A 25,739-nucleotide genomic window follows, 5' to 3' on the forward strand; every position below is an offset into this window, starting at 1 on the left:
GCGCAGTTCCTCTCTAGTCTTCAGTACGGCAAGACTAGAACACGTTCTCGTTTTTGTCGAGAACACCCTGCGCCAGGGCACTGTTGATCCCCGCTCTCCGACCGGAAAACACGCAGTCGGCCAGCGACAGGCCACTCACATAGGACCTGGAACAGATTCCCACAGCGGTGCGGCCGGCGGCGTACAGGCCGGCGATGGGCGCCCCCGCCGTGCTCCGCACCGCGCCGGTGTCCTCGTCGACGACGAGGCCGCCGAGCGTGAGCATCGGCGTGGGATACCCGAGGTTCGGCCGCACCGAGATGTCGATCAGCGAGTACGGCGGGTTGTCCAGGCGCCGCACGAACTCGGTCGGCTTGCCCACGGGATCCCGGTCGCCGTGGTAGGCCTCGACGCTCGCGCGCAGCCCCTGGGGATCGACGCCGGCCTTGCGCGCCACCTCTTCCACCGACGTGCCGGTGACGCGGCCGCGCCGCAGCAGGTACCGCAGCTGCAACCCCTGGAACCACTGGCTTTGCGCCTTCGTGTCGCGGCGGGCTTCGGCGACAATGGGCGCGTCGACGAGCAGCCAGCCCTTGCTGCCGTGCTCCTCGATGAGCTTCTCGCCGACGGCGGCGCCGTACCGGGACTCGTCGATGACCCGCCGGCCCGCGGCGTCGACGATGATCCCGCCGAGGAACGCGCTCGGCGGCGTGATGAACCGCCACGCGGAGATCCGGCCGAGCTCGCCGGTCGCGGCACCGGCCGAGAGGCCGAGCCGGATGCCCGAACCGTCGTCGGCGGACGTGCCGAGCGGGAGCCCGCCGCGGTAGGCCGGCGCGTGCTCGCGCACCATCTCACGGTCGGCGATGAAGCCGCCGGCGGCAAGCACGACCCCACACCGGGCGGAAATCCGCAGCTCACGGCCGTGCGCTCGTTCGAACCGCTCGACCCGGCGGTGCAGCGACCTGCGCAGCGACGGCACGTAGATCCCGGGCTTCGCCGCGTACTGCGAGAGGCGCTGGTGCCGCGCCCGCACCGACGCGGGGGCCTCGCTCAGGGTGTCGACGACGAGCCCGGTGACGCGGCCGGCGCCGTCGCGGATCAGGGTCCGGGCGGTCGTCTGGGTCAGCACCCGGATGCCGCGGGCGCGCACGGCCGCCTTGAGCCGCGCCATCAGCATCTTCCCCGAAGTCCCGGGCCCCTTGACGCGGTGGCCGCGCGGCGCCGGCTTCGCCGCGTCGCGGAACCCGCCGGCGGCCTCGCTGCCGGAGTAGTAGAGGTAGTGCCGGTCGCTCGGGTACGACGTCTTGTACGGGCAGAGGCTGCCTTCGAACGGCACGCCGTTGCCCTCGAGCCAGGTGATCATCTCGCGGCTGCCCTCGCAGAACCGCCGCAGCGTCCGCTCGGAGACGACGTCCCCGGTTTCCATGCGCAGGTAGGCGTACATCGCGTCGACGGAGTCGTCGACGCCCGCGTCGAGCTGCTGGCCGGTACCCCCACCGGCGTAGACGACGCCACCGCTGACCGCGCTGGCCCCGCCGCCGGCGAAGCGCTCGACGATGATGACGTCGGCGCCCGCATCGGCCGCCTCGAGGGCGGCACAGGCACCGGCCGCCCCGAACCCCACGATGACCACGTCCGCGACGAGTGCGTCCATGGTCGCTACCCTAGAACTGAAACACGTTCTCGTCTATGGTGACCGAAAGTGGCTCTCAACTGGATACTCAGTCGGTGGAACACGTTATAGGTGAGGTGGCATGACGGAGCAGTTCGACGTCGTCGTGGTCGGCAGCGGCGCCGCCGGGATGACCGCCGCACTGGCCGCGGCCCGCCAGGGCCTGAGCGTAGTGGTCCTGGAGAAGGCGGCCTGCTTCGGCGGCTCGACGGCGCGGTCCGGCGGTGGTGTCTGGCTGCCCGGCAACCACGCGCTGCGCGCCGCCGGGATCGACGAACCACCCGAGCGGGCGCGCGAGTACCTGGCCTCGATCGTCGGCGACGCCGTCCCGGCCGTCCGGCGCGACACGTTCCTCGCGCACGGCCCCGAAGTGCTGCGGTTCGTCTGCGACCACACGCCGCTGAAGTTCCGCTGGGTCCGCGACTACAGCGACTACCTCCCCGAGGCCCCCGGCGGGCGCTCCGGCGGCCGGTCGGTCGAGCCGGTCGCCCTCGACGGCAAGCTGCTCGGCCCCGAGCTGGCCCACCTCGAACCGCCGTACAGCGCTCCCCCGCTCGGCGTGCCGATCACCCAGGCGGACTACCGCTGGCTGAGCCTCCTCGCCAGGCATCCGCGCGGGGCCGTCCGGATGCTGTCGCTGGGCCGGCAGTGGCTCGTCGGCAAACTCCGCGGGCAGCAGCTGCTGAGCATGGGGCAAGCGCTTGCGGCGGGCCTGCGGGTGGGCCTGGCTCAGGCCGGCGTCGAGGTCCGGCTGAACACGCCCCTGGTCGACCTGCAGGTCGACGACGACCGCGTCACCGGGGTCGTCACGTCGCAAGGAGTCATCGGCGCCCGGCGCGGGGTGATCCTCGCCAGCGGCGGCTTCGAGCGGAACCTCGAGATGCGCGAGAAGTACCAGCGGGCGCCGATCGGCGTCGACTGGACCGTCGGCGCGGCCGCCAACACCGGCGACGGCATCACCGCCGGCCTCAAGCTGGGCGCGGCGCTCGACCTGATGGACGACGCCTGGTGGGGGCCGTCGCTGCCGCTCACCGGCGGGCCGTGGTTCGCGCTGGCCGAGCGGTCGCGGCCGCGCAGCATCATGGTCGACGCGCGCGGCGAGCGGTTCGCCAACGAGTCGGCGCCCTACGTCGAGGCCGTGCACGCGATGTACGGTCCCGGAGACGGCCCGGGTCAGCACATCCCGACCTGGCTGGTGTTCGACCAGCGCTACAAGGACCGGTACATGTTCACCGGCATCGGGCCACGCCAGCCGCTGCCCGGCCGCTGGTTCAAGGCCGGGATCGCGGCGAAGTCGTCGTCGCTGGCCGGGCTGGCGGCGAAGATCGACGTCCCGGCTCAGTCCTTGGAGGCGACCGTCGAGCGCTTCAACGGCTTTGCACGCCGAGGCGTCGACGAGGACTTCCACCGCGGGGTCAGCAAGTACGACCACTACTACGGCGACCCGCGCAACAAACCCAACCCCAGCCTCGGTCCCCTGGACAAAGCGCCGTTCTACGCGGTGAAGATCGTGCCGGGCGACCTGGGCACCAAGGGCGGGCTGCGCACCGACGAGCACGCGCAGGTCCTGCGCGAAGACGGCTCGGCGGTGCCGGGGCTGTTCGCCGCGGGCAACGCCAGCGCGGCCGTGATGGGCCGGACGTACGCCGGGCCCGGCGCGACCATCGGTCCCGCCATGGTGTTCGGCTACCTTGCGGCGACGCGGCTGGCACACGAAGATCGAGAGACCACGGGAGGGCAGCGATGACGCAGGATTCGGTACGCACCATCTACGCCGGTGAGCCGCCGACCCGGTTCGCCCGCGGCTGGCACTGCCTGGGCCTGGCGGAGAGCTTCCGCGACGGGAAACCGCACGCGATCACCGCGTTCGGCACGAAGCTCGTGGTGTGGGCGGACTCGGCAGGCGACCTGCACGTGCTCGACGGCTACTGCCGGCACATGGGCGGCGACCTCACCCAGGGCAGCGTCAAGGGCGACGAGGTGGCCTGCCCGTTCCACGACTGGCGCTGGAACGGCAAGGGCAAGTGCGTCTCGATCCCCTACGCCAAGCGGGTTCCGCTGCGCGCGCGGACACGGTCGTGGCCGACGGAGGTACGCAACGGGCAGCTGCTCCTGTGGCACGACCCGGAGGGCAACCCGCCGGCCGACGAGCTGGCGATCCCGCGGATCGAGGCCGCCGACAGCGCCGAGTGGAGCACCTGGACCTGGGACTCGATCTTCATCGAGGGGTCCAACTGCCGCGAGATCATCGACAACGTCGTGGACATGGCGCATTTTTTCTACATCCACTACGCCTACCCGACGTACTTCAAGAACGTGTTCGAAGGCCACATCGCCACGCAGTACCTCAACACCAAGGGCCGCCCCGACATGGGCATGGCGTCCAACTACGGCGGCGAGGAAAACCTGCTGCGGTCGGAAGCTTCGTACTTCGGGCCGTCCTACATGATCAACAAGCTGGTGAACTCGTTCCAGGGCTACGAGATCGAGAGCGTGCTGATCAACTGCCACTACCCCGTCACGCCGACGTCGTTCGTGCTGCAGTACGGGATGAAGGTGCGGAAGCCGCCGGGGATCTCGGACGAGCACGCGGACAAGATCGCCGCGAAGCTGGCCCGCGGGATCGGCTCCGGGTTCCTGCAGGACGTCGAGATCTGGAAGCACAAGACGCAGATCGACAACCCGCTGCTGTGCGAAGAGGACGGTCCGGTCTACCAGCTTCGCCGGTGGTACCAGCAGTTCTACGTCGACGCCGCCGAAGTCACCGAGGACATGACCCGGCGGTTCGAGTTCGAAGTGGACACTTCGAAGGCGAACGAGGCGTGGGCGGCGGAGGTCGCGGAGAACCTGGCGCGGCAGAAGACCGAGGCGGAAGTGTGACCACCGCCGAGCAGGCTGCGTTCTCGGATGCGGCGGAGTTCCTTTCGGGCGGGCTGCGGCCGCACGAGTGCCGCAGCTGCGGGACGCGCGTGCTGGTGAAGAAGAACAGCATCCAGCACACGAGCATCCAGTGGACGTCCCGCCCCGCCGACACCTGCCCGGTGTTCGCGGACGCGGAGGGCCCGTCGGCGCTGCTCGACGCGTGCCCGAAGCTGGCCGACAGCATCTCCGACGCGGCGCGGGAGGGCACCCTGGCGGTGGCCGATGGGTGAGCGGGTCTACACGCTGACCGTCGCCGACGTCGTCGTCGAAACGCCGGACGCGCGGTCGGTGGTCTTCGAGATCCCGCCTGCGCACACCGACGCGTTTCGGTATTCCGCCGGGCAGTTCCTGACCTTGAAGATCCCCAGCGAGCAGACCGGTTCGGTGGCACGGTGCTACTCGCTGTCGAGCGCGCCGCACGAGAACCGCGTGCAGGTGACGGTCAAGCGGACCGACGGCGGGTACGGGTCGAGCTGGATCTGCTCGTCCCTGCGGCCGGGGATGCAGCTCGACGTGCTGGCGCCGGCCGGGGTGTTCTGTCCCGCGTCGGTGGACGAGGACTTCCTGCTGTTCGCCGGCGGCAGCGGCATCACGCCGGTGATGGCCATCCTGAAGACGGCGTTGGAGCAGGGGTCGGGGCGGGTCGTGCTGGTCTACGCGAACCGCGACGAGCACTCGGTGATCTTCGCGGGCGAACTGGCGTCGCTGGCGAAGCGCTACGGCGACCGGCTGGTGGTCGTGCACTGGCTGGAGAGCGTGCAGGGGCTGCCGGACGTCTCACAGCTGCGCGGGCTGGCTTCGGCGTACACCTCGCACGAGGCGTTCCTGTGCGGGCCGGCGCCGTTCATGGCCGCCGTGCGGGAGGCGCTCGGGCAGCTCGGCGTGCCGCGGGACCGGGTGCACGTCGAGAAGTTCACCTCGCTGACCGGGAACCCGTTCGAAGCCACCGTCGAGGTCGTCGAGGAAGAGCCTTCCGACGAAGCCCCGGCGGCGCTGACGGTGACCCTCGACGGGGAGACGCGGTCGATGGTGTGGCCGCGGCGGCGGAAGCTGCTCGACCGACTGCTGGAAGACGGCATGGACGCGCCGTACTCCTGCCGCGAGGGACAGTGCAGCGCGTGCGCCTGCCGGGTCGTCTCCGGCGAGGTGAAGATGCTGCACAACGAGGTCCTCGACGCCGAGGACATGGCGGACGGCATCGTGCTGGCCTGCCAGTCGCTGCCGGTCACCGACGAGGTCTCGATCAGCTACGAATAGGAGAGCCCGCGTGCCCATCGACCCCGACGTTGCGATCGGCGCCGAAATCGGCGAGGTGAGCTTCGCCTGGACGTCATCGGACGTGCTGCTGTACCACCTGGCGCTCGGCGCGGGGCCGGACGAACTGCGCTACACCTACGAGCAGGACCTGGTGGTGCTGCCGACGTTCGCGACGGTCGCGGCGAACCTGCGCGTGTTCGACCCGCCGGCGGTGTCGTTCCCGGGGGTGGAGATCGACCTGGCGAAGGTGCTGCACGGCAAGCAGGAGATCACGTTGCACCAGCCGATCCCGACGGCCGGGAAGGCGGTGGCGCGGTCGCGGATCGCCGACGTCTTCGACAAGGGCAAGGCGGCGGTGGTGGTCCAGGAGGTCGCCGTCACGTCGTCGGCCGGCGATCCACTGTGGACGGCCCGGTCGAGCATCTTCGCCCGCGGTGAAGGCGGTTTCGGCGGCTCGCGCGGGCCTTCGGACCGGCTTTCCTGGCCGACGCGTTCGCCTGATTTCGTGCTCGAGACGCCGACGTTGCCGCAGCAGGCGTTGCTGTACCGGCTGTGCGGCGACCGGAACCCGCTGCACGCGGACCCGGAGTTCGCCCGGGCGGCCGGGTTCGACCGGCCGATCCTGCACGGGTTGTGTACGTACGGGATCGTCGCGCGGGTGCTGGTGAACGAGTTCCTGGACGGCGATCCGGCGCGGGTGGCGTCGTTCGCGACGAAGTTCGCCGGGGTGGTGTTCCCGGGCGAGACGCTGCGGATCCGCGTGTGGCGCTCCGGCGACGACCGGCTGCTGGTGACGACGTCGGCGGTAGAGCGCGACGACGCGCCGGTGCTGGCGGACACCGTGCTGGTGTCCACTTCCTGAACTGTGTTGTCCGGGCGGCTACCGTGGTGGGGAGACTTCGGGAGGACGAATGCCGGAATACTTCGTGGTGCGGGGAACGGTCGAACCGGGCGACAAGCGCGGCCGTGAGCTGGGCTTTCCCACGGCGAACATCGCGCTGCGCGACCAGGACGGCTCCCTCGGCGACGGGGTGTGGGCGGGCTGGATCGGCCGCGCGGACGGCACCCGCTTGCCGGCGGCGATCTCGGTCGGCCGCCGCCCGACGTACTACGGCGCGGACGGCTACCGCCTGCTGGAGGCCCACGTCCTGGAGTTCTCGGGTGACCTGTACGGCGAGACGCTGGCGGTGTGGCTCGGGTCGCACCTGCGGGAGCAGGAGAAGTACGCCTCGGTGGAGGACCTGATCACGGCGTTGAAGAAGGACATCGCGGCAGCCACCCAGTGGACGGCGGCGCACCCGGCAGCTTCGCTCCCGGACGCCGGCGAGAGCCCGCTCGGCGAGGTTCGCAGGCTTACCGCGGGCTGAGGGGTCACCCGCGGCTTTCGGCCAGACGTCTTGAATGACTCATTCAGGACCTCGGAGGTCCTGAATGAGTCATTCAAGACGCTCGACCCGGGTCCGGCCGTGCGCGCAGGGGCCCCGCCGCGGCACCCGGAATTGTCGGTGGTCTCCGGTAACGTGAAATCCGGGGGTCCCCCAGGCCGGGGACCTCTTGACGCCGTGCTCAGAGGGCGAGGCTCAGAGGGCGGAGGCCAGCAGCATGTAGCCCATGCCGGCGCCCATCACCGCCCGGCACACCGCGCGCGAAGCGTGGCCGGAGCCGACCGCCGAGCCGGGGACGACCGCCGAACCGGAGGTGGCAGCCGGTCCCGCGACCGCCGAACCCCGGATCGCCAGCACCCCCGACCAGGCCGCGTCGGCCACGAAGTACCCCGCCGCCACCACCGCTATCAGGGGCACCGCCAATCGGGCGTCCATCGCCGACATCGTCAGCCACGGGCCATGGTCGCTCCCGCCGTGGGGCATCGCCGTCACCATGTACAGCATCGCCGCCGCCGACAGCGCGTGGTGCGCGCACGTCCGGCTCCGCCACCAGGCCACCGCGAACCAGCCCGTCGTCAGGACCAGCACGGCCTGCCAGCCCGCCGCCGGGATCGGGCCGCCGACCGGGGAGAACATCGCCACCATCGCGACCACCAGCAGCAGCTCCGCGAGGTCGCCGTGGCGGACTCCGTGGCCCAGCCGCGCGTAGTCGAGGCGGACGAGGCGCAGCACGCACGGCAGCACCAGCGCCGCGAAGACCGCGGTGAGCACCCAGTCCACCAGCATCGCGACGCGGCCTCACTCTCCGTCGTGGGTCGTGTCTCCACCGTGACACCCACGACGGCCGCGCACCAGCCGTCAAAGAGGTGACGCCTCAGTCACCCGTCAGGATGAGTCCGCTCGTCGGCACGCCCGTCCCCGCCGTGACCAGCACCTGGGCCGCCTCCGCGACCTGGTTGGCCGCCGTGCCGCGGATCTGCCGGACGCCCTCCGCGATGCCGTTCATGCCGTGGATGTACGCCTCGCCGAGCTGGCCGCCGTGCGGGTTGAGCGGCAACGCGCCGTCGAGTTCCAGCGCGCCGTCAGCGATGAAGTCCTTCGCCTCGCCACGGCCGCAGAAACCCAGTTCCTCCAGCTGCATCAGCACGTACGGCGTGAAGTGGTCGTAGAGCACCGCGACGTCCACATCGGACGGTCCCAGTCCCGACTGCGCCCACAGCTGCCGGCCCACGACGCCCATCTCCGGCAGCGCGGCCAGGTCGTCGCGGTAGTAGCTGGTCATCACGTACTGGTCCGGCCCGCTCCCCTGCGCCGCCGCGGCGATCACCGCCGGCGGGCGCGCGAGGTCCCGGGCCCGCTCCACGCTGGTGACGACCAGCGCAACCCCGCCGTCGCTCTCCTGGCAGCAGTCGAGCAGGTGCAGCGGCTCGGCCACCCAGCGCGACGACTGGTGCTCCTCCAGGGTGATGGGCCGCCCGTGGAACCACGCGTTCGGGTTGGTCGCCGCGTGCTTGCGGTCGACCACCGCGACGCGCCCTAAGTCCTCGCTCGTCGCACCGTAGTCGTGCAGATAGCGCTGCGCGACCATGGCCACCGTCGCCGCCGGGGTGGCGATGCCCATCGGGTAGTGGAACGCGTTGTCCACGCCCGACGAGTTGACCTGCCCGGCCGCGGCGGACGACACCTGGCCGAAGCGGTGCCCGGACCGCTCGTTGAACGCCCGGTACGCGACGACGACGTCCGCGACACCGGTCGCCACCGCCATCGCGGCCTGCTGCACGGTCGCCGCCGCGGCGCCGCCGCCGTAGTGGATGCGGCTGAAGAACTTCAGTTCCGGGATGCCCAGCTCGCGCGCGACCGCGATTTCGGCGTTGCCGTCCATGGTGAACGACACCAGTCCGTCCACATCGGACGGCGTCAGCCCGGCGTCGGCCAGTGCGTGGGAGATGCATTCGGCCGCCAGCCGCAGCTCGCTGCGCCCGGAGTCCTTGGAGAACTCCGTCGCGCCGATCCCGGCGATCGCCGCCTTGCCCGAGAGCGTCACGGCAGCGTCACCGCCACCGTCCCGGCGACGTGCTCGCCGAGACTGTCCACACCGGACACCGAGACGACGACGTCGTTGCCATCGCACGACACCACCCGGCCGGTGAACGTCAGCGTGTCGTAGGCGTAGCAGGGCACGCCGAGCCGGATCTTGATCGACCGGATCAGCGCCTGCGGCCCGGCCCATTCCGAGACGAACCGCTGGACCAGGCCGGTGTCGGTGAGGATGTTGAGGAAGATGTCCTTCGAGCCGCGGGCCACGGCCGAGTCGCGGTCGTGGTGGACGTCCTGGAAGTCGCGGGTGGCCAGCGCCGTGCTGACGACGAACGTCGGCGTCGCCTCGATCGTCAGCGGCGGCAGCTCGGTCCCTTCGGCGACGGTCATCGGGCCACCTTCCACGCGGGCAGGGTCAGGTCGTCGTCCACCTTGACGAACGCCGCGACCACCGGCAGTCCGATGTGGACTTCGTCCGGTGCCGCGTCCAGCAGCTCGGCCATCACGCGGACCCCCTCTTCGAGTTCCACCAGTGCCACCACGAACGGGAGCTCCTTGCCCGGCACCGGCGGGTGGTGGTGCACGACGTAGGAGTACACGGTCCCCCGGCCACCGGCCACGACGTAGTCGGGCTTGGTGTCCAGCGAGCCGTCGGGCGGCATCGGCCCCGGCGGGTGCCGCAGCGTCTCACCCCAGCGCTGGATGCGCAGCTCACCCTCGCGGAGGCCGTCCCAGAAGAACTCGGTGTCCCGGCTGATCACCGGCCGCAACACCGGCGCCGACGGCGGCTTCGGGGCGGGCGGGCGGAACTTGAGCACCCGGAACATCATCTCCGCCACCGCTTCGGCGCCGACGTACCAGGTCATCCGGGTGGTGACGAACCAGCCCTCGCCCAGTGCGGTCCTCTTGGGACCGACGACGTCCTCCAGCCTCGTCCGCGCTTCGACCTGTTCTCCCGGCCGCAGGTAGCGGTGGTAGGTCTGCTCGGAGTTCGTCGCGACGACGGAGGTGAACCCGGCATCGTCCAGGAGTTCCATCATCAGGCCGAGGGGGTCGTCGGCGCCCCGCGGGACGTTCAGGCCGCCCATCGTCCACACCTGCGCCATCGCGGGTGGCGCGACCAGTCCCTTGTGGACGCTCGTGGCGGCGTACTCCGGGTCGGTGTACACCGGGTTGCGGTCCCCGATCGCCTCGACCCAGTTGTTGACCATGGCCTGGTTGACGGGGTCGCGCGCCAGGCGCGGCGCGCACTCCCCGCGGGCGGCGATCGCCGCGGCGGCCTCTTCGATGTTCATCGTGGCACCCTCGGCAGGCCCAGGCCGATCGAGGCGATCAGCTCCCGTTGGATTTCGCTGACGCCCCCGCCGAAGGTCAGCACGATGTTGCGCTTCGCGGTGAGGTCGAGCCATTCGGCGAGCTCGGCGGTGTCCGGATCGGCCGGATCGCCGTGGCGCGCGACGACTTCTTCGAGGTTCCGGCCGATCCGCTGGATGGCCTCCGAACTGAACACCTTGGTCGCCGACGCGTCGGCGACGCCCACCGGCGCGCTCGCCGCGGACACCGCGACCTGCCAGTTCAGCAGTTCGTTCACCCGCGTCACGGCCAGCGCCTCGGCGAGCACGGCCCGGACGTCGGCGAGGTCCAGCAGGCCGTGCGCGCTCGCCCACGCGCGCACGCGGTCGTACAGGCCGCCGATCCGGCCGGCCGGCCCGAGCATGACGCGCTCGTGGTTGAGCTGGGTCGTGATCAGCCGCCAGCCCGCGTTTTCCTGCCCCACCAAGCGGTTCACCGGCACGCGGACGTCCGAGTAGTACGTCGAGTTGACGTGGTGGGCGCCGTCGCAGGTGATGATCGGCGTCCACGAGTAGCCGGGGTCGCTCGTGTCGACGATGAGGATCGAGATGCCTTTGTGCTTGGGCGCGTCCGGCGCGGTCCGCACGGCGAGCCAGATGTAGTCGGCGTCGTGCCCGCCGGTGGTGAAGATCTTCTGGCCGTTGACGACGTATTCGTCACCGTCGCGCACCGCCGTGGTCCGCAGCGCCGCGAGGTCGGTGCCCGCTTCCGGCTCGCTGTAGCCGATCGCGAAGTGGATCTCCCCCGCCAGGATCTTCGGCAGGAAGAAGGCCTTCTGCTCGTCCGTGCCGAACTCCTGCAGCGTCGGCCCGACCGTCTGCAGCGTGACCGACGGCAGCTGGACGTCGGCGCGCGCGGCCTCGTCGACGAACAGGTGCTGTTCGATGCCGCCGAAGCCCTGGCCGCCGTATTCGACCGGCCAGCCGACGCCGAGCCGGCCGTCGCGGCCCATCCGGCGGACGATCTCGCGGAACACCGGCCCGTGCCGCTCACGCCGCATCGCCCGGCGTTCCTCGGGGCTGATCAGCCCGGCGAAGTATTCACGCAGCTCGGCGCGCAACTGCCGTTGCGCGGTGGTCAGTTCGACGTGCATCTCCCTCACCCCGCCACTCGTTCGCCGAGCCGGCCGAGCCGGTGCGCGGCCCCGCCTAGCGTCCGGCCGAGATCCTTGACCGCCGACGAATACCGGTGCAGCGGATAGGTTTCGTCGACGCCGACCCCGCCGTGCAGGTGGTGGCAGGTCGCCAGCGCTTCGGGCGCCTGCGAGGCGAACCAGTAGGCGGCGACGTCCAGTTCGGCGTCGGCGTCGAGTCCCGAAGCCAGCCGCCACACCGCGGACGTCACGGCGAGGTGCACGGTCCGCGCGGCCACGTAGACGTCGGCGATCTGGCCCGCCACGGCCTGGAAAGCGGAGAGCGGCCGGCCGAACTGGGTCCGCTCGCCGATGTGCTTCACCGTCAAGGCGAGGGCGCCGGCCAGGAGGCCGTCGCCGAGGGCAAGGGCGCCGGCCAGCGCGAACCGGTGCAGCGCCGCGACCGCGCCGCGGTCGAACAGGAGGTCCGTTTCCTCGACCGCGACGTCGTCGAGCCGGACGGTGAACTCCGGCGTCCCCGAGGAGGTGGGCGTCGGGACGAGCGTGACACCGTCGGCGTGCGGGTCGACGAGGTAGACGGCGCTGCCGTGCGCGGTGGTCACCGGGGTGAGGATCCGGGTGGCTCCGGCAGCGTACGGGACCGCGGTTTTCACGCCGTTGACCAGCCATTTCCCGTCTCCGGCGCGCGCGGTCGCGGCGGGCTCGGCGACCAGCGGCGCGGACGGCTCGTGCAGGGCCGCGGTGAGCAGTGCGTCCCCGGCGGCGACCGCCGGCAGGAACTCCGCGCGCTGGGCGGGGGTGCCCAGCGACTCGATCGGCAGGACGCCGAGGGCGAGCGCGGCGTACGCGGGCACCGGCGCGGCGGCGCGGCCGACCTCGGTCAGGACCTGGGCGACCTCGGCGACACCCAAGCCGTCGCCTTCCAGCTCCGGTGGCAGCGCCAGGGCGAGCAGGCCCGCGGACGCGAGGGCACGCCAGGGATCGTCTTGCGACCCGAGCACCTTCGCGGCGAGGGCGGCGATCTCGGTCTGCGTATCGTCAAGGGCGAAGTCCACGCCTGTCCTCCGGATCGGGCGCAATAGTGAAACCTGTTCTAGTCTTAACCGGAAAGGGTGGGCACGGCAACCCCCGGGGGGTGGGCGGAATGGCGGGGACACGGCGGCGGATCACCGTGCCGCCGACCGCGGGCGTGCCCGAGCCGGTCCCGGTGGAGCTACCCGGCCGTGGCCGCACGGTGGTCACCGACGTCGGCCCGCGGGACGCACCCGCCCTCTTCCTGCTGCATTCGGTCGCCTGCACGGGCCTGCTGACCTGGTATCCGGCCCTCACCAGGCTGGCGCGGCACCACCGCGTCGTCGTGTTCGACCAGCGGTGGCACGGCCAGGGCATCCGCTCGCGGGAGTTCCGGCTCGCCGACTGCGCGGAGGACGTCACCGCCGTCGCGGACGCGCTCGGCATCGGCCGGTTCGCCATCGCCGGATACTCGATGGGCGGCATGGTCGGCCAGCTCGTCGCCCGCGCCGAACCAGAACGTGTTACCGGACTGGTGCTCTGCTCGACCGCGAGCACCTTCCGCCGCGGGCTGCGCCAGCGGGTCGCCCTCGACGTGTTCGGCCGGACCGTGCGGCAGCTGCGCGAGCGCGTGAAACCGCCGGTCCAGCCGGTCCAGCGGGTCACGGTGCCGCGCGCCCGCGTCGAGGACCACCGGTGGGGGCTGCGGGAGTTCCGGTCGACCCGGCCATGGGAGATCGCCGTCGCCATCGACGAGATCGGCCGGTTCGACTCGACGCCGTGGCTGCACACGCTGCGGCTGCCGGCCGCGGTCGTGGTGACCACCCAGGACCGGTTCATCGCGCCCGCCCACCAGCGATCACTGGCCCACCGGATCCCCGGCGCGGCCACCTACGAGGTCGCGGCCGGGCACGCCGCCTGCGTGCTGGCCGCCGGCCGCTGGGTGCCCGCCCTGCTCGCCGCGGTCCACTCCCTCCGAGGAAGGAACCCATGATGGGACGCTTCAGCCTGCCCGACCACAAACCCGACGGACTCGACTCGCCGGTGACGGCGAAAGCCATGAAGTACCTGGCGAAGGCGCAGGTTTCGGTCTTCCGGCTGACCGGCGGCCGCGTCGGCAGCACGTGGCGGGTCGGGGCCGGGTTCCGCAAGCCGGTGCCGACGCTGCTGCTGGAGCACCGCGGCCGCAAGTCCGGGCGGCTGTTCACCACCCCGCTGCTCTACCTGCGCTCCGGCGACGACGTCGTCATCGTCGGCTCGCAGGGCGGCCTGCCCCGGCACCCGCAGTGGTACCGCAATCTGCTGGCGCACCCCGAGACGCACATCGACCTCAAGGGCCGCCGCGGCGTCCCGGTCACGGCCCGGGTCGCCGGGCCCTCGGAACGCGCGGAGCTGTGGCCGCGGCTGGTCGAGCTGTACGCGGACTTCGCGAAGTACCAGGCCTGGACCGAACGGGAGATCCCGGTGGTGGTGCTCAGCCCGCGGCCTTGACCAGCTCGGCGAGCGCGTCCGGGAGCGCGTCGGCGAGCGGCCACAGGTCCTTGACGAGCTCCCGCGCGCCGAGCAGGCCGACGTGCACCTTCCCCGCGTTCGACAGGACCGTGACGTTCAGCCCGGCGCCGTGGAAGACCGGGCCGAGCGGGTAGAAACCGGTGATCCGCGCGCCCAGGAAGTACAGCGGCATCGGCGGCCCCGGCACGTTCGAGACGACCAGGTTGTGCACCACCGGGTGCCTTTCGGCCAGGCGCAGCGCCGAGTACGCGCGCACGGCGAGCCCGAACGCCGTCGCGGCCGAGAACTGCGCCCAGTCCTGCAACATGTCGGCGTCGATGTCGTGGTGGTGGTCCTTCGAGCGCCGGTTGGCCTCGGCGAGGAAGAACACCCGCGCGGCCGGGTCGGGCAGGTGCGTCGGCAGGGAGGCGAAGAACGCCGAAACCTTGTTGCTGCCGTGCTCGCGTTCGGTGCGGTCGTGCACCGAAACCGGGACGGTCGCCACCAGCGGGTCCTCGGGCAGTTCGCCGCGGGCGGCGAGGAACTCCCGCAGCGCGCCGGCGACGAGCGCGAGCACGACGTCGTTCACCGTGACCCCGAAGGCGTTCTTGACGTCCTTGATCTCGGCGAGGTCGAGCTGGGCGAAAGCGACGCTGCGGTGCCCGGTGATCGTGCCGTTGAGCGACGTCCTCGGCGCGGTGAACGGGACCGGCATCCCCTTGCCGCGCAACGCCCGGCCGACCCAGCGCGGCACCAGCCCGAGGAGGTCGGGCAGCAGCCGCGCGACCTCCGCGGGCCGCTTCACGACGTTTTCGACCCCGGAGCGGATCAGGTCCAGCGGCGACGGCAGCCCGGCGTTGCGGGGCTCCTCGATCACCGGCATCGGCCCATCCGGTTCGAGCCCGGCCAGGTAGGTGATCAGGCTGGCGCCGCTCACGCCGTCGACGCTCGCGTGGTGCATCTTGAGCAGCACGGCGAGCTGACCGTCGGCAAGGCCTTCGATGACGTACAGCTGCCACAGCGGACGTGCGCGGTCGAGCTGCTGCCCGGCGATGTGCGCGCACAGCCCGGCCAGCTCGGCGCGGTCGCCGGGAGCGGGAACGCCGATGCGGTGCACGTGGTGGTCGAGATCGAAGTCCTCGTCCTCCACCCACACGGGATGACTGAGGTTCCAGAGCGGATTGTGCAGTTTGCGACGGAACGCCGGGATCATCCGGACCCGTTCGTCGAGTTTTTCCTGCAGCTTCGCGAAGGTGTAGCCGCCGGGGACGGTCGAGCCGTCGAGCACGAGCAGCCCGCAGACGTGCAGGACCTGCGACGACGTCTCGAGGTAGAGGAAACTCGCGTCGAGGCCGCTCAGTCTCTGCATGGCGTCAGGGTAAAGCACTCGCGGTGAGCGGCGCGTCACCCTACTCGCCGGTACAATCGCGGTGGTGCAGCCGAATTTCCTGATCCGTCGCGCGGTCCAGCTCGGTCTCACCGCCAACGCCCTCCGCCCGTTGCGGGCGCGGTCCACGACGATCCCGGTGTTCTTCGCCGGGTGGCTGACCGGCGAGCTGGCGCCCCAGTTCCTGGCCTTGACGGCGGCGGACACGGCTTTGCACGTGGCCCGCCACGGCACCGCCGACCGGTCGACGAAGGTGGGCCTGGCGATGGCGGCCGCGTCCGCCGCCGGGCTGGCCGCGCTGGTCCGCACCGGGCACGGAGCCCGCGAGGAGATCGAGAAGGCGTTGACGGCCGCTTTGGGTTCCGGCTACGCATCGGAACTGGGCCGCTCCGATTTGGGCCTGCCGTGGGGCGAGCTGGCGCTGCCGTTCCGGATGGGCGCCCCGGACGTCCGCGTCGACCGCAACATCGCCTACGCCCCGGGCGGCAAGCGGTTCCTGCTGGACGTCTACCGGCCCTCCGAGCCGGTCTCCGGCGCCCCGGTGCTGCTGCAGGTCCACGGCGGCGCGTGGGTGATCGGCAACAAGGAGGAGCAGGGCCGGCCGCTGATGCGCTACCTGGCCCGGCGAGGCTGGGTGTGCGTCGCGATCAACTACCCGCTCTCGCCGGCACACCGGTGGCCGGCGCACATCGTCGCGGCGAAGCAGGCCCTGGCCTGGATCCGCTCCTCGATCGAGTCGTACGGCGGCGACCCGCGGTTCGTGGCGGTGACGGGCGGATCGGCGGGCGGCCACCTGTCGGCGCTGCTGGCGTTGTCCCAGAACGACCCGGCGTTGCAGCCGGGCTTCGAGGACACGGACACGAGCGTCCAGGCGTGCGCCCCGCACTACGGCGTGTACGACTTCGCGGCGACGTCCGGCGCGCCGGCGAGCAAGTACCGGCTGGAGAGCCTGATCGCCCGCCGGGTGTTCGCGCCGGACCGGGATCCGGTGGCACACCTGGACGACTACATCGCGGCGTCGCCGCTGGACCGGATCACGTCGGACGCGCCGCCGTTCTTCGTGATCCACGGCCGAGACGATTCGCTGGTCCCGGTGCGGGAGGCGCGCGAGTTCGTCTCGCGGCTGCGGGAGAAGTCGCGGCAGCCGGTGGCGTATGCGGAGCTGGCCGGGGCGCAGCACGCGTTCGACGTGTTCACGTCGGTGCGTTCGGCGCACGTGGTCCGCGGGGTGGCACGGTTCCTGGATCACACGTACAACGCTTGGAAGGCCGAGCACCGGTAGGCGCCTTGCGCCCCCATGTGGCGTTGGGTGCATGTGACGGGGCTGTTGGCGAAGTCGTCGGATGCGGTAGTCGGGCGGTCTGCCGTGGCTTGTCGTGAGTGGTATTTAGGGTTAGAACCCTAAATACCACTCACGACAAGCCACGGCAGGACGGTAAGCCGGACCCTGGGGCGTTTGGGCGCCCCTCCGGGAGGGGTTCTGCCGGTCAGTAGCTGAGGTCCAGCGGGCTGGCCGAGGGTGGGCCGTCGAGGCGCCACTCCGGTCCTTCACGGACGAAGCGGTACCAGCGCGCGTCGCGGCCGTAGCGCAGTTGCAGATCTCCCTGGGTGAGGCGGTTTCGCCATACCTTCGGCTGCCCGGGGAGCCCCGCGTCGGCGAGGATTTCCTGCGCTTCGGCGAGTGGGCCCGGGCCGGGTTGCCAGGTCTCCCGCAACGCGGCCAAGCCGCCGCGGCCCGCTTCGCGCCAGGCCTCGGCCCAGCGGGCCAGGTCGCGGGGTGGCAGCTGGGCCGCAGTGGCCAGCGCGGTGATCTCCGCACTCGTGCGGCCGGCCGCGCGGCGGGCGAGGTCTTCCTCGAACGTCAGCTCCGCCGCCGCCGGTCCGCTTGCCAGCAGGTCGCGGGCCAGGGAGGCCGCGTCGGCCGCGAGGGCGGACAGCGCCGCCGCGGTCCAGCCCGTGCCCGGTGGCGGATCGAGGTCCAGGACCGCCGGTGGCCCGGGCACCCGTGGTGGCGGTGGCAGGGCGGGGATCGCGCCCGGCCGTCGTGCGTAGGCCGCGCGGGGTGTCAGGCCCTCGTCCGCGGGCTTCGGGAGCATCGGTTTCTCGCCGCGCGCCGGCGACCGGCGGGCGCGCAGTTCGGCCAGCACGTCCGCCCGCGGACGTCCGCGCAGCAGGAAGAGTGTGAACGGGTCGCGGTCCACCTCGTCGGCGACCAGGTAGTAGACCGCGGCGACGTGCTTGCACGGGTTCGCCGAGTCCGGGCACGAACACCGCGGCCGCAGGTCGCCCGGGCCCGGCAGCAGGTCGACGCCCGCTTCGCGCGCCTGTTCGGTGAGCGCACCCGGCAACTCGCCGTCGAGCAGCGCGGCCGCGTGGCCGAGCTGGGTGCCGACCACGCCGAGCAGTGTGTCCCACTCGCCGCCGGTGAAGGTGCGCATGGTGATCGTCACCTTGTACGGCTGCGGACGGCTGCCGCGCACCCGGGCACTCACCGCGCCGGCGCCGACGTGCAGCTCGTCGACCGTGCCTTTCCGCGCGTACGTCCGTCCGCGGGGCAGGCGGTTCGGGTCGAGCTTCGCGCGCCGCTCCAGTGCCTCGACCCAGGCCCGGCCCCACCACGTCGTGCCGAAGTTCCGCCTCGGTGGCATCACCCGCCCCCGAGCCGGACGAGGTCGGCGAGGTCGTCGTCGGACAGTTCGGTGATCCAGTCCTCCCCCGCCCCGACGATCGATTCGGCGAGGCCCCGTTTCTTTTCGAGGACCTGCGCGATCCGTTCCTCGAGGGTGCCCTCGGCGATCAGCCGGTGCACCTGGACCGGCCTGTCCTGCCCGATCCGGTAGGCGCGGTCGGTGGCCTGGTCCTCGACCGCCGGGTTCCACCAGCGGTCGTAGTGGATCACGTGGGTCGCCCGGGTCAGGTTGAGCCCGACACCCCCGGCCTTGAGCGAGAGCAGGAAGACCGGGATTTCGCCGGCCTGGAACCGGTCGACCATGTCCTGCCGCTTCGACGGCGAACTGTCGCCGGAGAGCAGTTCGGTGGGCAGGCCGCGGTCCTTGAGACGGCGTTCGAGCAGACGGCAGAGCTGGACGTACTGGCTGAACACCAGGACGCTTTCGCCTTCGTCGAGGATCACGTCCAGGAGTTCCTCGAACGCCGCGAGCTTGCCGGAGCGGCCGGTGAGCGCGCCGTGCGGTTCTTTGAGGAACTGCGCGGGGTGGTTGCAGATCTGTTTGAGCTCGGTGAGCAGCTGCAGCACCTGCCCGCGCCGCTTGATGCCCTGCGTTTCCCGGATCTCGGCGAGGTTTTCCCGCACGACGGCTTCGTAGAGCGTGGTCTGCTCGGCGGTGAGCGGGACGAACCGGTCGGTCTCGGTCTTGGGCGGCAGTTCCGGGGCGATGTCCGGGTCGATCTTGCGCCGCCGCAGCAGGAACGGCCGGACGGTGGCCGCCAGCCGTTCGGTGACCGCCTTGTCGCGGTCGCGCTCGATCGGGCGCGCCACGGTGCGGCGGAAGCGGTCGAGCGGGCCGAGCAGGCCCGGAGTGGTCCAGTCCACAATGGACCACAGCTCGGTGAGCCGGTTCTCGACCGGCGTGCCGGTGAGGGCGACCTTGGCCTGCGCGGGAATCTTGCGCAGTTCCTTGGCGGTGGCGGAGAGCGGATTCTTGACGTGCTGGGCCTCATCGGCGGCGACGAGACCCCAGTCCACTTCGGACAGAGTTTCGCGGTCGCGGCGGAGGACGCCGTAGGTGGCGAGGACGACCTCGTCGGGAGCGAGGTCATCGAGGTGGCGGCTACCGCCGTGGAACCGCCGGACGGGGATGTCGGGGGCGAAGCGGGCGAACTCGCGTTCCCAGTTGCCGAGAAGCGAGGTGGGACAGAGGACGAGGGTCGGGCCGCCGGAGGTGCCCGGCGACCCGGCCGCCTCGCCGGGCTGCGGTGGCAGCTCAACTGCCGAAGGTCCGGCCTCGCCGCGCGGTGCCGGACCTGACAGCCTGCCGGCCCTCGCCAGCTCGCGCCGGTGGAGGTGGAGAGCGATCAGCTGGATCGTCTTGCCCAAGCCCATGTCGTCGGCCAGGCACGCTCCCAACCCCAGCCCCGTCATCGTCGCCAGCCAGGACAAGCCCGCCTGCTGGTACGGGCGCAACGTCGCCTGCAACCCCGGCGGGGGTGGCACCAAGTCCTCCGCCCGATCCCTGATCCGCTCCGCCAGCCCACCCAGCACCGGTGGCGCCGCGAACTCCACGCGTTCGCCGTCCAGTTCCAGTTCGCCCGTCAACGCCGCCGCCAGGGCCTCGCCCGCGTCCAGCTTGCGGGTTCGGCCGCGGACCCGGGCCAGCAGCTGCGGGTCGACCCGGACCCACTGGCCGCGCAGGCGGACCAGCGGCCGCTTGGCTTCGGCCAGGGCCGCCACCTCGGCTTCGGTCAGCTGCTCGCCGCCCAGGCTGAGCTGCCAGCGGAACTCCAGCAGGCTCCGCAAGGCGAACTCCGCCTCCGTGACGCTCGCCGGCGCCTGGGTGGCGCTCGCCTTCGCCTTCACCTCCGCCGCGAACAGCCCCTTCGACCAGAGCACCTCGATGCCGGCGCCGCCCAGCTCGCGGGCGCCGTCGGTGAGGAGGTCGACCACCTCGTCGTCGGACAAGGCCAGCGAATCGGGCGTCGCCTGGGTCAGCACCCGGCCCAGCGGCGCCCAGGCCCGCGCGCCGCGGCGCAGGCCGAGCAGGAGCTGGGTCTCGACCTGGTCGCCGAGGCGGTTCAGCACCGCGTCCGGGGCCTCCCACAGCGTGGCCGCCTCCACCACCAGGCTCGGCTCCGCCATGCTGCGCACCGCCAGCACGCCGGCGAACGAGTCGTCGTCGTGACCCTCGACCCGCAGGAGCACCTGGACGCCGCGAGGCTCGCGGGCCTCCAGTTCGGCCAGCCACGCCGCGCCGTCCGGGCCGAGCAGGGCCGGTTCGCGGGCCGCGAACGCCGGATCGCCCGCGCCGACCGGTGCCGCCGGGCTGCGGACCAGCAGGTCGGCCGTCGCGTCCCAGAGCGCCCGGACCAGGGAGTCCGGCGAGTGCAGGCGGATGCGCTTCAGCCCGGTCAGCGGCAGCGCGTACGCCTCCGGGGGCAGGGCTCCCGCCAGCCCCCGCAGCAGCTCCTCGTCGGCGGCGTCCAGCGGGCCGATCCGCCAGGCCGCCGCCCCACCTGGCGAGGCGGCCGGCCGCAGCCGCCCCCGCGCGACGAGGTTCACCCCCGCGTTGACGGCCGCCGACCACGCCGCGACCGCCGGGCTCGCCCCCTCCCCCACCGCAAGCAGCCGGGGCAGGGCTCGCTCCAGGGGGACCAGCTCGGCGTCGACCTTCGTCCGGGCGAACTTGGCTCCGCGGGGCAGCACGAGCTCGATCGTGGTCCCGCCGGCCACGTCCTCGCCCCACAAGGCCAGCACCCCGTCCCGCGGGGGATCCGCGGGGAGGTACGTGGCCTGGGTGTCTGCGCTGAACTCCACGACCGCAACGCTAGAACACGACCCCGACAGTTTTGCCCTCGGCGGCGCGAACGGTCCTTTCGCACCGTTGTCCAACGCAACCCACCCGTGCGCCGAAAGGCATCACACGTGACTGGAGAGGCATCACGCGTGATTGGCGGGGCATCAGCCGCGGGGCAGGCCCAGCAGGCGTTCGGCCGTGAGGGACCGCAGGACCTGCGTCGTGCCGCCGGCGATGGAAAGGCAGCGGGTCAGGAGGAATTCGTGCTGTGGCGCGCCTTCGGCGAGCAACGCGCTCGAGCCGGCCAGCTCCAGCGCGAACTCCGCCACGTCCTGCCGGTGCTGGACGCCGAGCAGTTTCCGGACGCTCGACTCGGCACCCGGGTCCTGGCCCTCCAGCCGGCGCAGGGCCGCACGCAGGTCCAGGACGGAACCCGCGACGCCGTCGGCCACCAGGGAACCGAGCCGGTCCAGGGCGACGTCGTCCAGTGCCGCAGCGTCCAGTGTGGACACCAGGGTCTGCACGCTCTCGCCGACCGCCGAACCGCTGCCGATGGCCACCCGCTCGTTGGCCAGCGTCGTGCGCGCCAGCCGCCAGCCGCCGCCCGGCGGGCCGACGACGTCGGCGTCCGGGACGAAGACGTCGTCGAGGAACACCTCGTTGAACACCGCCTCGCCGGTGATCTCCCGCAACGGCCGCGTCGTGATGCCCGGAGCGCGCATGTCGACCAGGAAGTACGTGATGCCCTTGTGCTTGGGCACGTCCGGGTCGGTGCGCGCCAGGCAGATGCCCCAGTCGGCTTCGCGGGCCAGCGACGTCCACACCTTCTGCCCGGACAGCCGCCAGCCGCCGTCGACGCGCCGGGCCGCCGTCCGCAGCGCCGCCAGGTCGGACCCGGCCCCGGGCTCGCTGAACAGCTGGCACCAGGTGAGCTCGCCGCGCAGGGTGGGCCGGGCGAACCGCTCCCGCTGCTCGTCGCTGCCGTGCTCGAGGATCGTCGGCACCGCCCACGCGCCGATCACCAGGTCCGGACGGCGGACGCCCGCCGCCCCCAAAACCGCGTCGATCCGCAACTGCTCCGCGGCATCGGCACCCCGGCCGTAGGGCGCCGGCCAGTGCGGCGTCAGCAACCCGGCGTCGGCCAAGACGACCCGCTGATCACCAGGGGGCAGCGCGGCGATCCGCGCGACCTCGTCCCGCAGCGCCGGATCGTCACCGACGTCGACGCCCAGCGTGCGCTCGCTCCCGGAGAGCGCCAGCGACGCCGCCCGCCGCCGCCACGATCCGCCGAGCCACTGCCGCAGGGCCACGGCCCGGCGCAGGTACAGGTGCGCGTCGTGCTCCCAGGTGAACCCGATCCCGCCGAGGATCTGGACGCAGTCCTTGGCGTTGGCGACGGCCGCGTCGAGGGCCACGACGGCCGCGCTCGCCACCGAAAGCGGGTGCTGCCCGGAGGCCGCGTCCCAGGCCAGCGCCTCGGCGGCTTCGGCGCGGCAGAGCATCTCGGCGCACAGGTGCTTGATGGCCTGGAACGCCCCGATCGGCTTGCCGAACTGCTCGCGGACTCCGGCGTACTCGACGGCGACGGTCAGGCACCGCCGCGCCACGCCCGCCGCCTCGGCCGCCGCCAGGGTCGCGGCCGGCGGGGCGACCGGCGGCAAGGTGAGCGGCTCGGCACGGACCCCCGAGAACCGGATGCGCGCCAGCGGGCGCGAGAAGTCGAACGCGGCCAGTGGCTCGACGCTCACCCCCGGCGTGCCCGGCGCGAGCAGGACGTGGCCGCCGTCGACCGGGACGAGCAGCCAGGCGCCGGGATGCGCGCCGGGCACGGGCCCGCTGAGGCCGTCCTCGAGGGACACGGCCTCGAGCAGCACCGCCACGGTGGCTTCACCCTCGGCGAGGGCCGGGAGGAGCTCCTTCGCGTCGGGGACATCGGCGAGCAGGAGGCCGGCGAGCGCGGTGCCCAGCACGGGCCCGGGGACGAGTTCTTCCGCCGCCGCGGCGAGCCCGGCGGCGAGGTCGGCGATACTGCCGCCGGCCCCGCCTGCCGCCTCGGGCAGCGCGACACCGAACAGGCCGAGTGCGGCGAAGCCGGCCGGGATTCCCGCGCCGGCCCCGGTTTCCGCCGCGCGCACCACTTCCCGCGGGTGGTGCGCCGCGGACCAGGCGTGGATCGCCTCGGCCAGCGCGGCCTGTTCCTCGGTGAGCGCGACCGGCATGGGCTCTCCTAGCGAATGGGCGACACTACTCGTGAGTGTAGAACGTGTTATAGTTTTTCGGCCAGTGGGTCAATTGTCGCGAGGTTCGCCTGGACAGGTAATCTACGTCGTGAACTGGAACAAGTTCCGAAGGACGGGGGAATGCCGATGCCAGGCAAGACCAAGGCCCGCGGCAACGGCCTGAGCGCGATCGGCGCGGACGAACTCGGCTCGGCCGCCCAGCGCGACCGTCGCCGCCGGATCATCGACGCCACCCTCGCGCTCGCCTCGAAGGGCGGCTACGACGCCGTCCAGATGCGCGCGGTCGCCGAGAAGGCCGACGTCGCCCTCGGCACCCTGTACCGGTACTTCCCCTCGAAGATCCACCTGCTCGTCTCCGGCCTGGCCCGCGAGTTCGAGCGTGCGCAGGAGAAGCTCGAGCGCCAGGCCATCCCGGGCGACACACCCGCCGAGCGGCTGATGTTCGTGCTCGGCCGCAACACGCGCATGATGCAGCGCGACCCGCACCTGACCGAGGCCATGGTCCGCGCGTTCATGTTCGCCGACACCTCCGCCGCCGCCGAGGTCGAGCAGGTCGGCCTGCTGATGGAGAACATGTTCGCCAAGGCGATGGGCATCGCCGAGCCGACCGAAGCCGACCGTGACATCTTCCACGTGGTCGCGGACGTCTGGATGGCGAACCTGGTCGCCTGGGTGACCCGCCGTGCCTCGGCGGCCGACGTCGCGAACCGCCTCGAACTGTCGGTGCACCTGCTGCTCGACAAGTGATCCCGGTCGCGGCGGTCGCCGAAGCGCACCGCCGGCTCCACCACGCACTGGACGGCCTGACCGACGAGCAGGTCCGCGAGCCGTCCCCGCTGCCCGGCTGGACGCGCGGCCACGTGCTGGCCCACGTCACCGACGCCGGCCGCGCGCTCGCGGACCTGGTCGAGCACGCCCTGCTCGGCGTGCTCATCCCGCTCTACGATCCGCGGACGCACGACCGAGACGGCATCATCGAAGCGACCGCGGCCCGGACCGCCGACGAGCACCGGCGCGCCCTGCTCCGGCACTCCGTCCGCCTGGAAGACGCCTGGGCCCGGGTCCGTGACTGGGACCAGCACGTCGACTACCGCGACGGCAAGCTGTCCAGCACGGTCTTCGCGCGCCGGCGCGAGGTCTGGATCCACGCCGTCGACCTCGACATCGGCATCGGCGTGGCCGACTGGCCCGAAGACTTCGCCGTCCACGCCGTGGACTTCCTCGCCGAGCGCCTGCCCGAGGACGTCGCCGTCCGGGCCGGCGACCGCCGCTGGGGCACCGGCGGCACCGAAGTCGCCGGGCCCGTGCGCGACCTCGCGGCCTGGCTCTCCGGCCGGACCACCGGCGACGGCCTCACCGGTAACCTCCCTGAACTGGGTCCCTGGCCGGGCGTCAGCGGTGCGCGGCAGCCACCTCGGCCAGCTCGTCGAGCGCCTTGAGCGTCTCCGATTCCGGCAGCGTGTCCAGCAGGAACGTGTACCGCTCGACGCCGGCCTCGCGGAAGCCGTCGATCACCTTCGGCGTCGTCGGGCCGCCGAAGACCGCGAACTGGACGTCGTCCCGGCCCTGCTCCGCCAGCCAGCCGCGGACGCGCTGCGCCTCCTGGTACTTCGTGTAGCCCCGGAGCAGCCAGCCGTCGCCGTACTTGGCCAGGCGGTTCAGGGCCGCTTCGCTCTCGCCGCCGATGTAGATCGGGACGTGCGGCTTCTGCACCGGCTTGGGCCAACTGAAGATCGGGTCGAGGTCGATGTACTCGCCGTGGAACTCGGCCTCGTCCTTCGTCCAGATCTCCTTGAGCGCGGCCAGCTGCTCGTCCATCAGCGCGCCGCGCGTCTTCGGGTCGGTGCCGTGGTTGCGCATCTCCTCCCGGTTCCAGCCGACGCCGACGCCGAACAGCGCGCGGCCGTCGGAGATCAGGTCGAGCGACGCGACTTCCTTGGCCGTGTGGATCAGGTCGCGCTGGATCAGCAGGGCGATCCCGGTGCCGAGCAGCAGCTCCGACGTCGCGGTGGCGGCGGCGGCGAGCGCGACGAACGGGTCGAGGGTGCGGTAGTACACGCGCGGCAGGTCGCCGCCGCCCGGGTACGGGCTTTCCCGGCTCACCGGGATGTGCGAATGCTCCGCGAGGAACAGCGAGTCGAAGCCGCGTTCTTCCAGGGCGGCACCCAGCACGTCGGGCCGGATGCCCTCGTCGGTCACGAACGTCGAAATCCCGAATTTCATGCTCAAGGACTACCACCGGGTTGACCGGTTGCGCAGGATGGGGGCCGCTCACCAACCCAAGCGCCCCAAGGCGGCCTTCGGTGCGTCTGACGCACCGAAGGCCGCCTTGGGTGCGTCAGACGCAACCAAGGCCACCTTGGGGCGCTTGGGGCCCGCCGGGTCGACGAACCTCAGCCGCGCGACACCCTAAGTACTACAGGGACAGTTCTTCGGTC

Annotated in this window: 23 protein-coding genes; 11 read left to right on the forward strand and 12 right to left on the reverse strand. The window is 71.9% G+C overall.

Annotation, left to right across the window (positions count from 1 at the left end; translation table 11 throughout):
• Positions 1-34 precede the first annotated feature (34 nt).
• The gene (locus ACLJQF_RS20625; RefSeq protein ID WP_410610779.1) at positions 35-1,636 is read right to left on the reverse strand and encodes an FAD-binding protein; all 1,602 of its coding nucleotides are present in this window, start codon (positions 1,634-1,636) and stop codon (positions 35-37) included.
• A 100-nt stretch (positions 1,637-1,736) separates the two neighbouring features.
• On the opposite strand from ACLJQF_RS20625, the gene kstD reads away from it, so the two are divergent.
• The 6 genes from kstD to ACLJQF_RS20655 are packed head-to-tail and all read left to right on the forward strand — an operon-like array spanning position 1,737 to position 7,200.
• On the forward strand, positions 1,737-3,401 hold the full coding sequence (kstD, locus tag ACLJQF_RS20630) for a 3-oxosteroid 1-dehydrogenase (RefSeq protein WP_410610781.1): 1,665 nt from the start codon (positions 1,737-1,739) through the stop codon (positions 3,399-3,401).
• Complete coding sequence (locus ACLJQF_RS20635; protein WP_410610782.1) at positions 3,398-4,534, forward strand: Rieske 2Fe-2S domain-containing protein; 1,137 nt, start codon at positions 3,398-3,400, stop codon at positions 4,532-4,534. Before kstD ends, ACLJQF_RS20635 begins: the two co-directional genes overlap by 4 nt.
• Positions 4,531-4,806 (forward strand): hypothetical protein, encoded by a 276-nt coding sequence (locus tag ACLJQF_RS20640; RefSeq protein ID WP_410610784.1) that lies wholly within the window; start codon positions 4,531-4,533, stop codon positions 4,804-4,806. Before ACLJQF_RS20635 ends, ACLJQF_RS20640 begins: the two co-directional genes overlap by 4 nt.
• Positions 4,799-5,833: a 2Fe-2S iron-sulfur cluster-binding protein gene (locus ACLJQF_RS20645; protein ID WP_410610785.1), complete on the forward strand. Its 1,035-nt coding sequence runs from the start codon at positions 4,799-4,801 to the stop codon at positions 5,831-5,833. Before ACLJQF_RS20640 ends, ACLJQF_RS20645 begins: the two co-directional genes overlap by 8 nt.
• Positions 5,834-5,843: 10 nt before the next feature.
• Positions 5,844-6,695, forward strand: coding sequence for a MaoC/PaaZ C-terminal domain-containing protein (locus ACLJQF_RS20650; protein WP_410610787.1), 852 nt, complete (start codon positions 5,844-5,846; stop codon positions 6,693-6,695).
• 49 nt (positions 6,696-6,744) lie between these two features.
• Complete coding sequence (locus ACLJQF_RS20655) at positions 6,745-7,200, forward strand: riboflavin kinase (RefSeq protein ID WP_410610788.1); 456 nt, start codon at positions 6,745-6,747, stop codon at positions 7,198-7,200.
• A 213-nt stretch (positions 7,201-7,413) separates the two neighbouring features.
• Here ACLJQF_RS20655 and ACLJQF_RS20660 read toward each other — a convergent pair whose 3' ends face one another.
• The 6 genes from ACLJQF_RS20660 to ACLJQF_RS20685 form a co-directional block, all read right to left on the reverse strand.
• Positions 7,414-8,004: a DUF5134 domain-containing protein gene (locus ACLJQF_RS20660; RefSeq protein ID WP_410610790.1), complete on the reverse strand. Its 591-nt coding sequence runs from the start codon at positions 8,002-8,004 to the stop codon at positions 7,414-7,416.
• An 88-nt stretch (positions 8,005-8,092) separates the two neighbouring features.
• Positions 8,093-9,262: a lipid-transfer protein gene (locus tag ACLJQF_RS20665; protein ID WP_410610792.1), complete on the reverse strand. Its 1,170-nt coding sequence runs from the start codon at positions 9,260-9,262 to the stop codon at positions 8,093-8,095.
• Positions 9,259-9,645, reverse strand: a complete 387-nt coding sequence (locus ACLJQF_RS20670; RefSeq protein WP_410610794.1) for a MaoC family dehydratase — start codon at positions 9,643-9,645, stop codon at positions 9,259-9,261. The genes ACLJQF_RS20665 and ACLJQF_RS20670 overlap by 4 nt, the downstream gene beginning before the upstream one ends.
• Positions 9,642-10,550, reverse strand: coding sequence for a bifunctional MaoC family dehydratase N-terminal/OB-fold nucleic acid binding domain-containing protein (locus ACLJQF_RS20675; protein WP_410610796.1), 909 nt, complete (start codon positions 10,548-10,550; stop codon positions 9,642-9,644). The genes ACLJQF_RS20670 and ACLJQF_RS20675 overlap by 4 nt, the downstream gene beginning before the upstream one ends.
• Positions 10,547-11,701, reverse strand: coding sequence for an acyl-CoA dehydrogenase family protein (locus ACLJQF_RS20680; protein WP_410610797.1), 1,155 nt, complete (start codon positions 11,699-11,701; stop codon positions 10,547-10,549). The genes ACLJQF_RS20675 and ACLJQF_RS20680 overlap by 4 nt, the downstream gene beginning before the upstream one ends.
• A 5-nt stretch (positions 11,702-11,706) precedes the next feature.
• Positions 11,707-12,756: an acyl-CoA dehydrogenase family protein gene (locus tag ACLJQF_RS20685; RefSeq protein ID WP_410610798.1), complete on the reverse strand. Its 1,050-nt coding sequence runs from the start codon at positions 12,754-12,756 to the stop codon at positions 11,707-11,709.
• A gap of 89 nt (positions 12,757-12,845) precedes the next feature.
• Between ACLJQF_RS20685 and ACLJQF_RS20690 the strand changes: the two genes are divergently transcribed.
• Positions 12,846-13,706, forward strand: a complete 861-nt coding sequence (locus tag ACLJQF_RS20690; protein ID WP_410610799.1) for an alpha/beta fold hydrolase — start codon at positions 12,846-12,848, stop codon at positions 13,704-13,706.
• Positions 13,706-14,203, forward strand: coding sequence for a nitroreductase family deazaflavin-dependent oxidoreductase (locus tag ACLJQF_RS20695; RefSeq protein ID WP_410610801.1), 498 nt, complete (start codon positions 13,706-13,708; stop codon positions 14,201-14,203). Before ACLJQF_RS20690 ends, ACLJQF_RS20695 begins: the two co-directional genes overlap by 1 nt.
• On the opposite strand, the gene ACLJQF_RS20700 is transcribed toward ACLJQF_RS20695, so the two are convergent.
• Positions 14,187-15,572 (reverse strand): WS/DGAT/MGAT family O-acyltransferase, encoded by a 1,386-nt coding sequence (locus ACLJQF_RS20700; RefSeq protein ID WP_410610803.1) that lies wholly within the window; start codon positions 15,570-15,572, stop codon positions 14,187-14,189. The two genes, ACLJQF_RS20695 and ACLJQF_RS20700, sit on opposite strands and share 17 nt — an antisense overlap.
• A gap of 64 nt (positions 15,573-15,636) precedes the next feature.
• On the opposite strand from ACLJQF_RS20700, the gene ACLJQF_RS20705 reads away from it, so the two are divergent.
• Positions 15,637-16,872 carry an alpha/beta hydrolase gene (locus ACLJQF_RS20705; protein ID WP_410610804.1) on the forward strand — a complete coding sequence of 412 codons (1,236 nt, stop codon included), beginning with the start codon at positions 15,637-15,639 and terminating at the stop codon, positions 16,870-16,872.
• Between the two features lie 205 nt (positions 16,873-17,077).
• Here the strand turns inward: ACLJQF_RS20705 and ACLJQF_RS20710 are convergent, their stop codons facing one another.
• The 3 genes from ACLJQF_RS20710 to ACLJQF_RS20720 form a co-directional block, all read right to left on the reverse strand.
• A complete protein-coding gene (locus tag ACLJQF_RS20710; protein ID WP_410610805.1) occupies positions 17,078-18,238 on the reverse strand; it encodes an SWIM zinc finger family protein in 1,161 nt (386 codons plus the stop codon).
• The gene (locus ACLJQF_RS20715; protein WP_410610807.1) at positions 18,238-21,081 is read right to left on the reverse strand and encodes a DEAD/DEAH box helicase; all 2,844 of its coding nucleotides are present in this window, start codon (positions 21,079-21,081) and stop codon (positions 18,238-18,240) included. Before ACLJQF_RS20715 ends, ACLJQF_RS20710 begins: the two co-directional genes overlap by 1 nt.
• A gap of 144 nt (positions 21,082-21,225) precedes the next feature.
• Positions 21,226-23,280 carry an acyl-CoA dehydrogenase family protein gene (locus ACLJQF_RS20720; RefSeq protein ID WP_410610809.1) on the reverse strand — a complete coding sequence of 685 codons (2,055 nt, stop codon included), beginning with the start codon at positions 23,278-23,280 and terminating at the stop codon, positions 21,226-21,228.
• Between the two features lie 141 nt (positions 23,281-23,421).
• Between ACLJQF_RS20720 and kstR the strand changes: the two genes are divergently transcribed.
• Both kstR and ACLJQF_RS20730 read left to right on the forward strand, forming a co-directional pair.
• Positions 23,422-24,048 (forward strand): cholesterol catabolism transcriptional regulator KstR, encoded by a 627-nt coding sequence (gene kstR / locus ACLJQF_RS20725; protein ID WP_020644981.1) that lies wholly within the window; start codon positions 23,422-23,424, stop codon positions 24,046-24,048.
• The gene (locus tag ACLJQF_RS20730) at positions 24,045-24,740 is read left to right on the forward strand and encodes a maleylpyruvate isomerase family mycothiol-dependent enzyme (RefSeq protein WP_410610810.1); all 696 of its coding nucleotides are present in this window, start codon (positions 24,045-24,047) and stop codon (positions 24,738-24,740) included. Before kstR ends, ACLJQF_RS20730 begins: the two co-directional genes overlap by 4 nt.
• Here ACLJQF_RS20730 and ACLJQF_RS20735 read toward each other — a convergent pair.
• The gene (locus tag ACLJQF_RS20735) at positions 24,694-25,524 is read right to left on the reverse strand and encodes an LLM class F420-dependent oxidoreductase (protein ID WP_410610812.1); all 831 of its coding nucleotides are present in this window, start codon (positions 25,522-25,524) and stop codon (positions 24,694-24,696) included. The two genes, ACLJQF_RS20730 and ACLJQF_RS20735, sit on opposite strands and share 47 nt — an antisense overlap.
• Positions 25,525-25,739: the final 215 nt, after the last annotated feature.

This window comes from Amycolatopsis sp. lyj-109 (assembly GCF_046548995.1).
Classification (GTDB): domain Bacteria; phylum Actinomycetota; class Actinomycetes; order Mycobacteriales; family Pseudonocardiaceae; genus Amycolatopsis.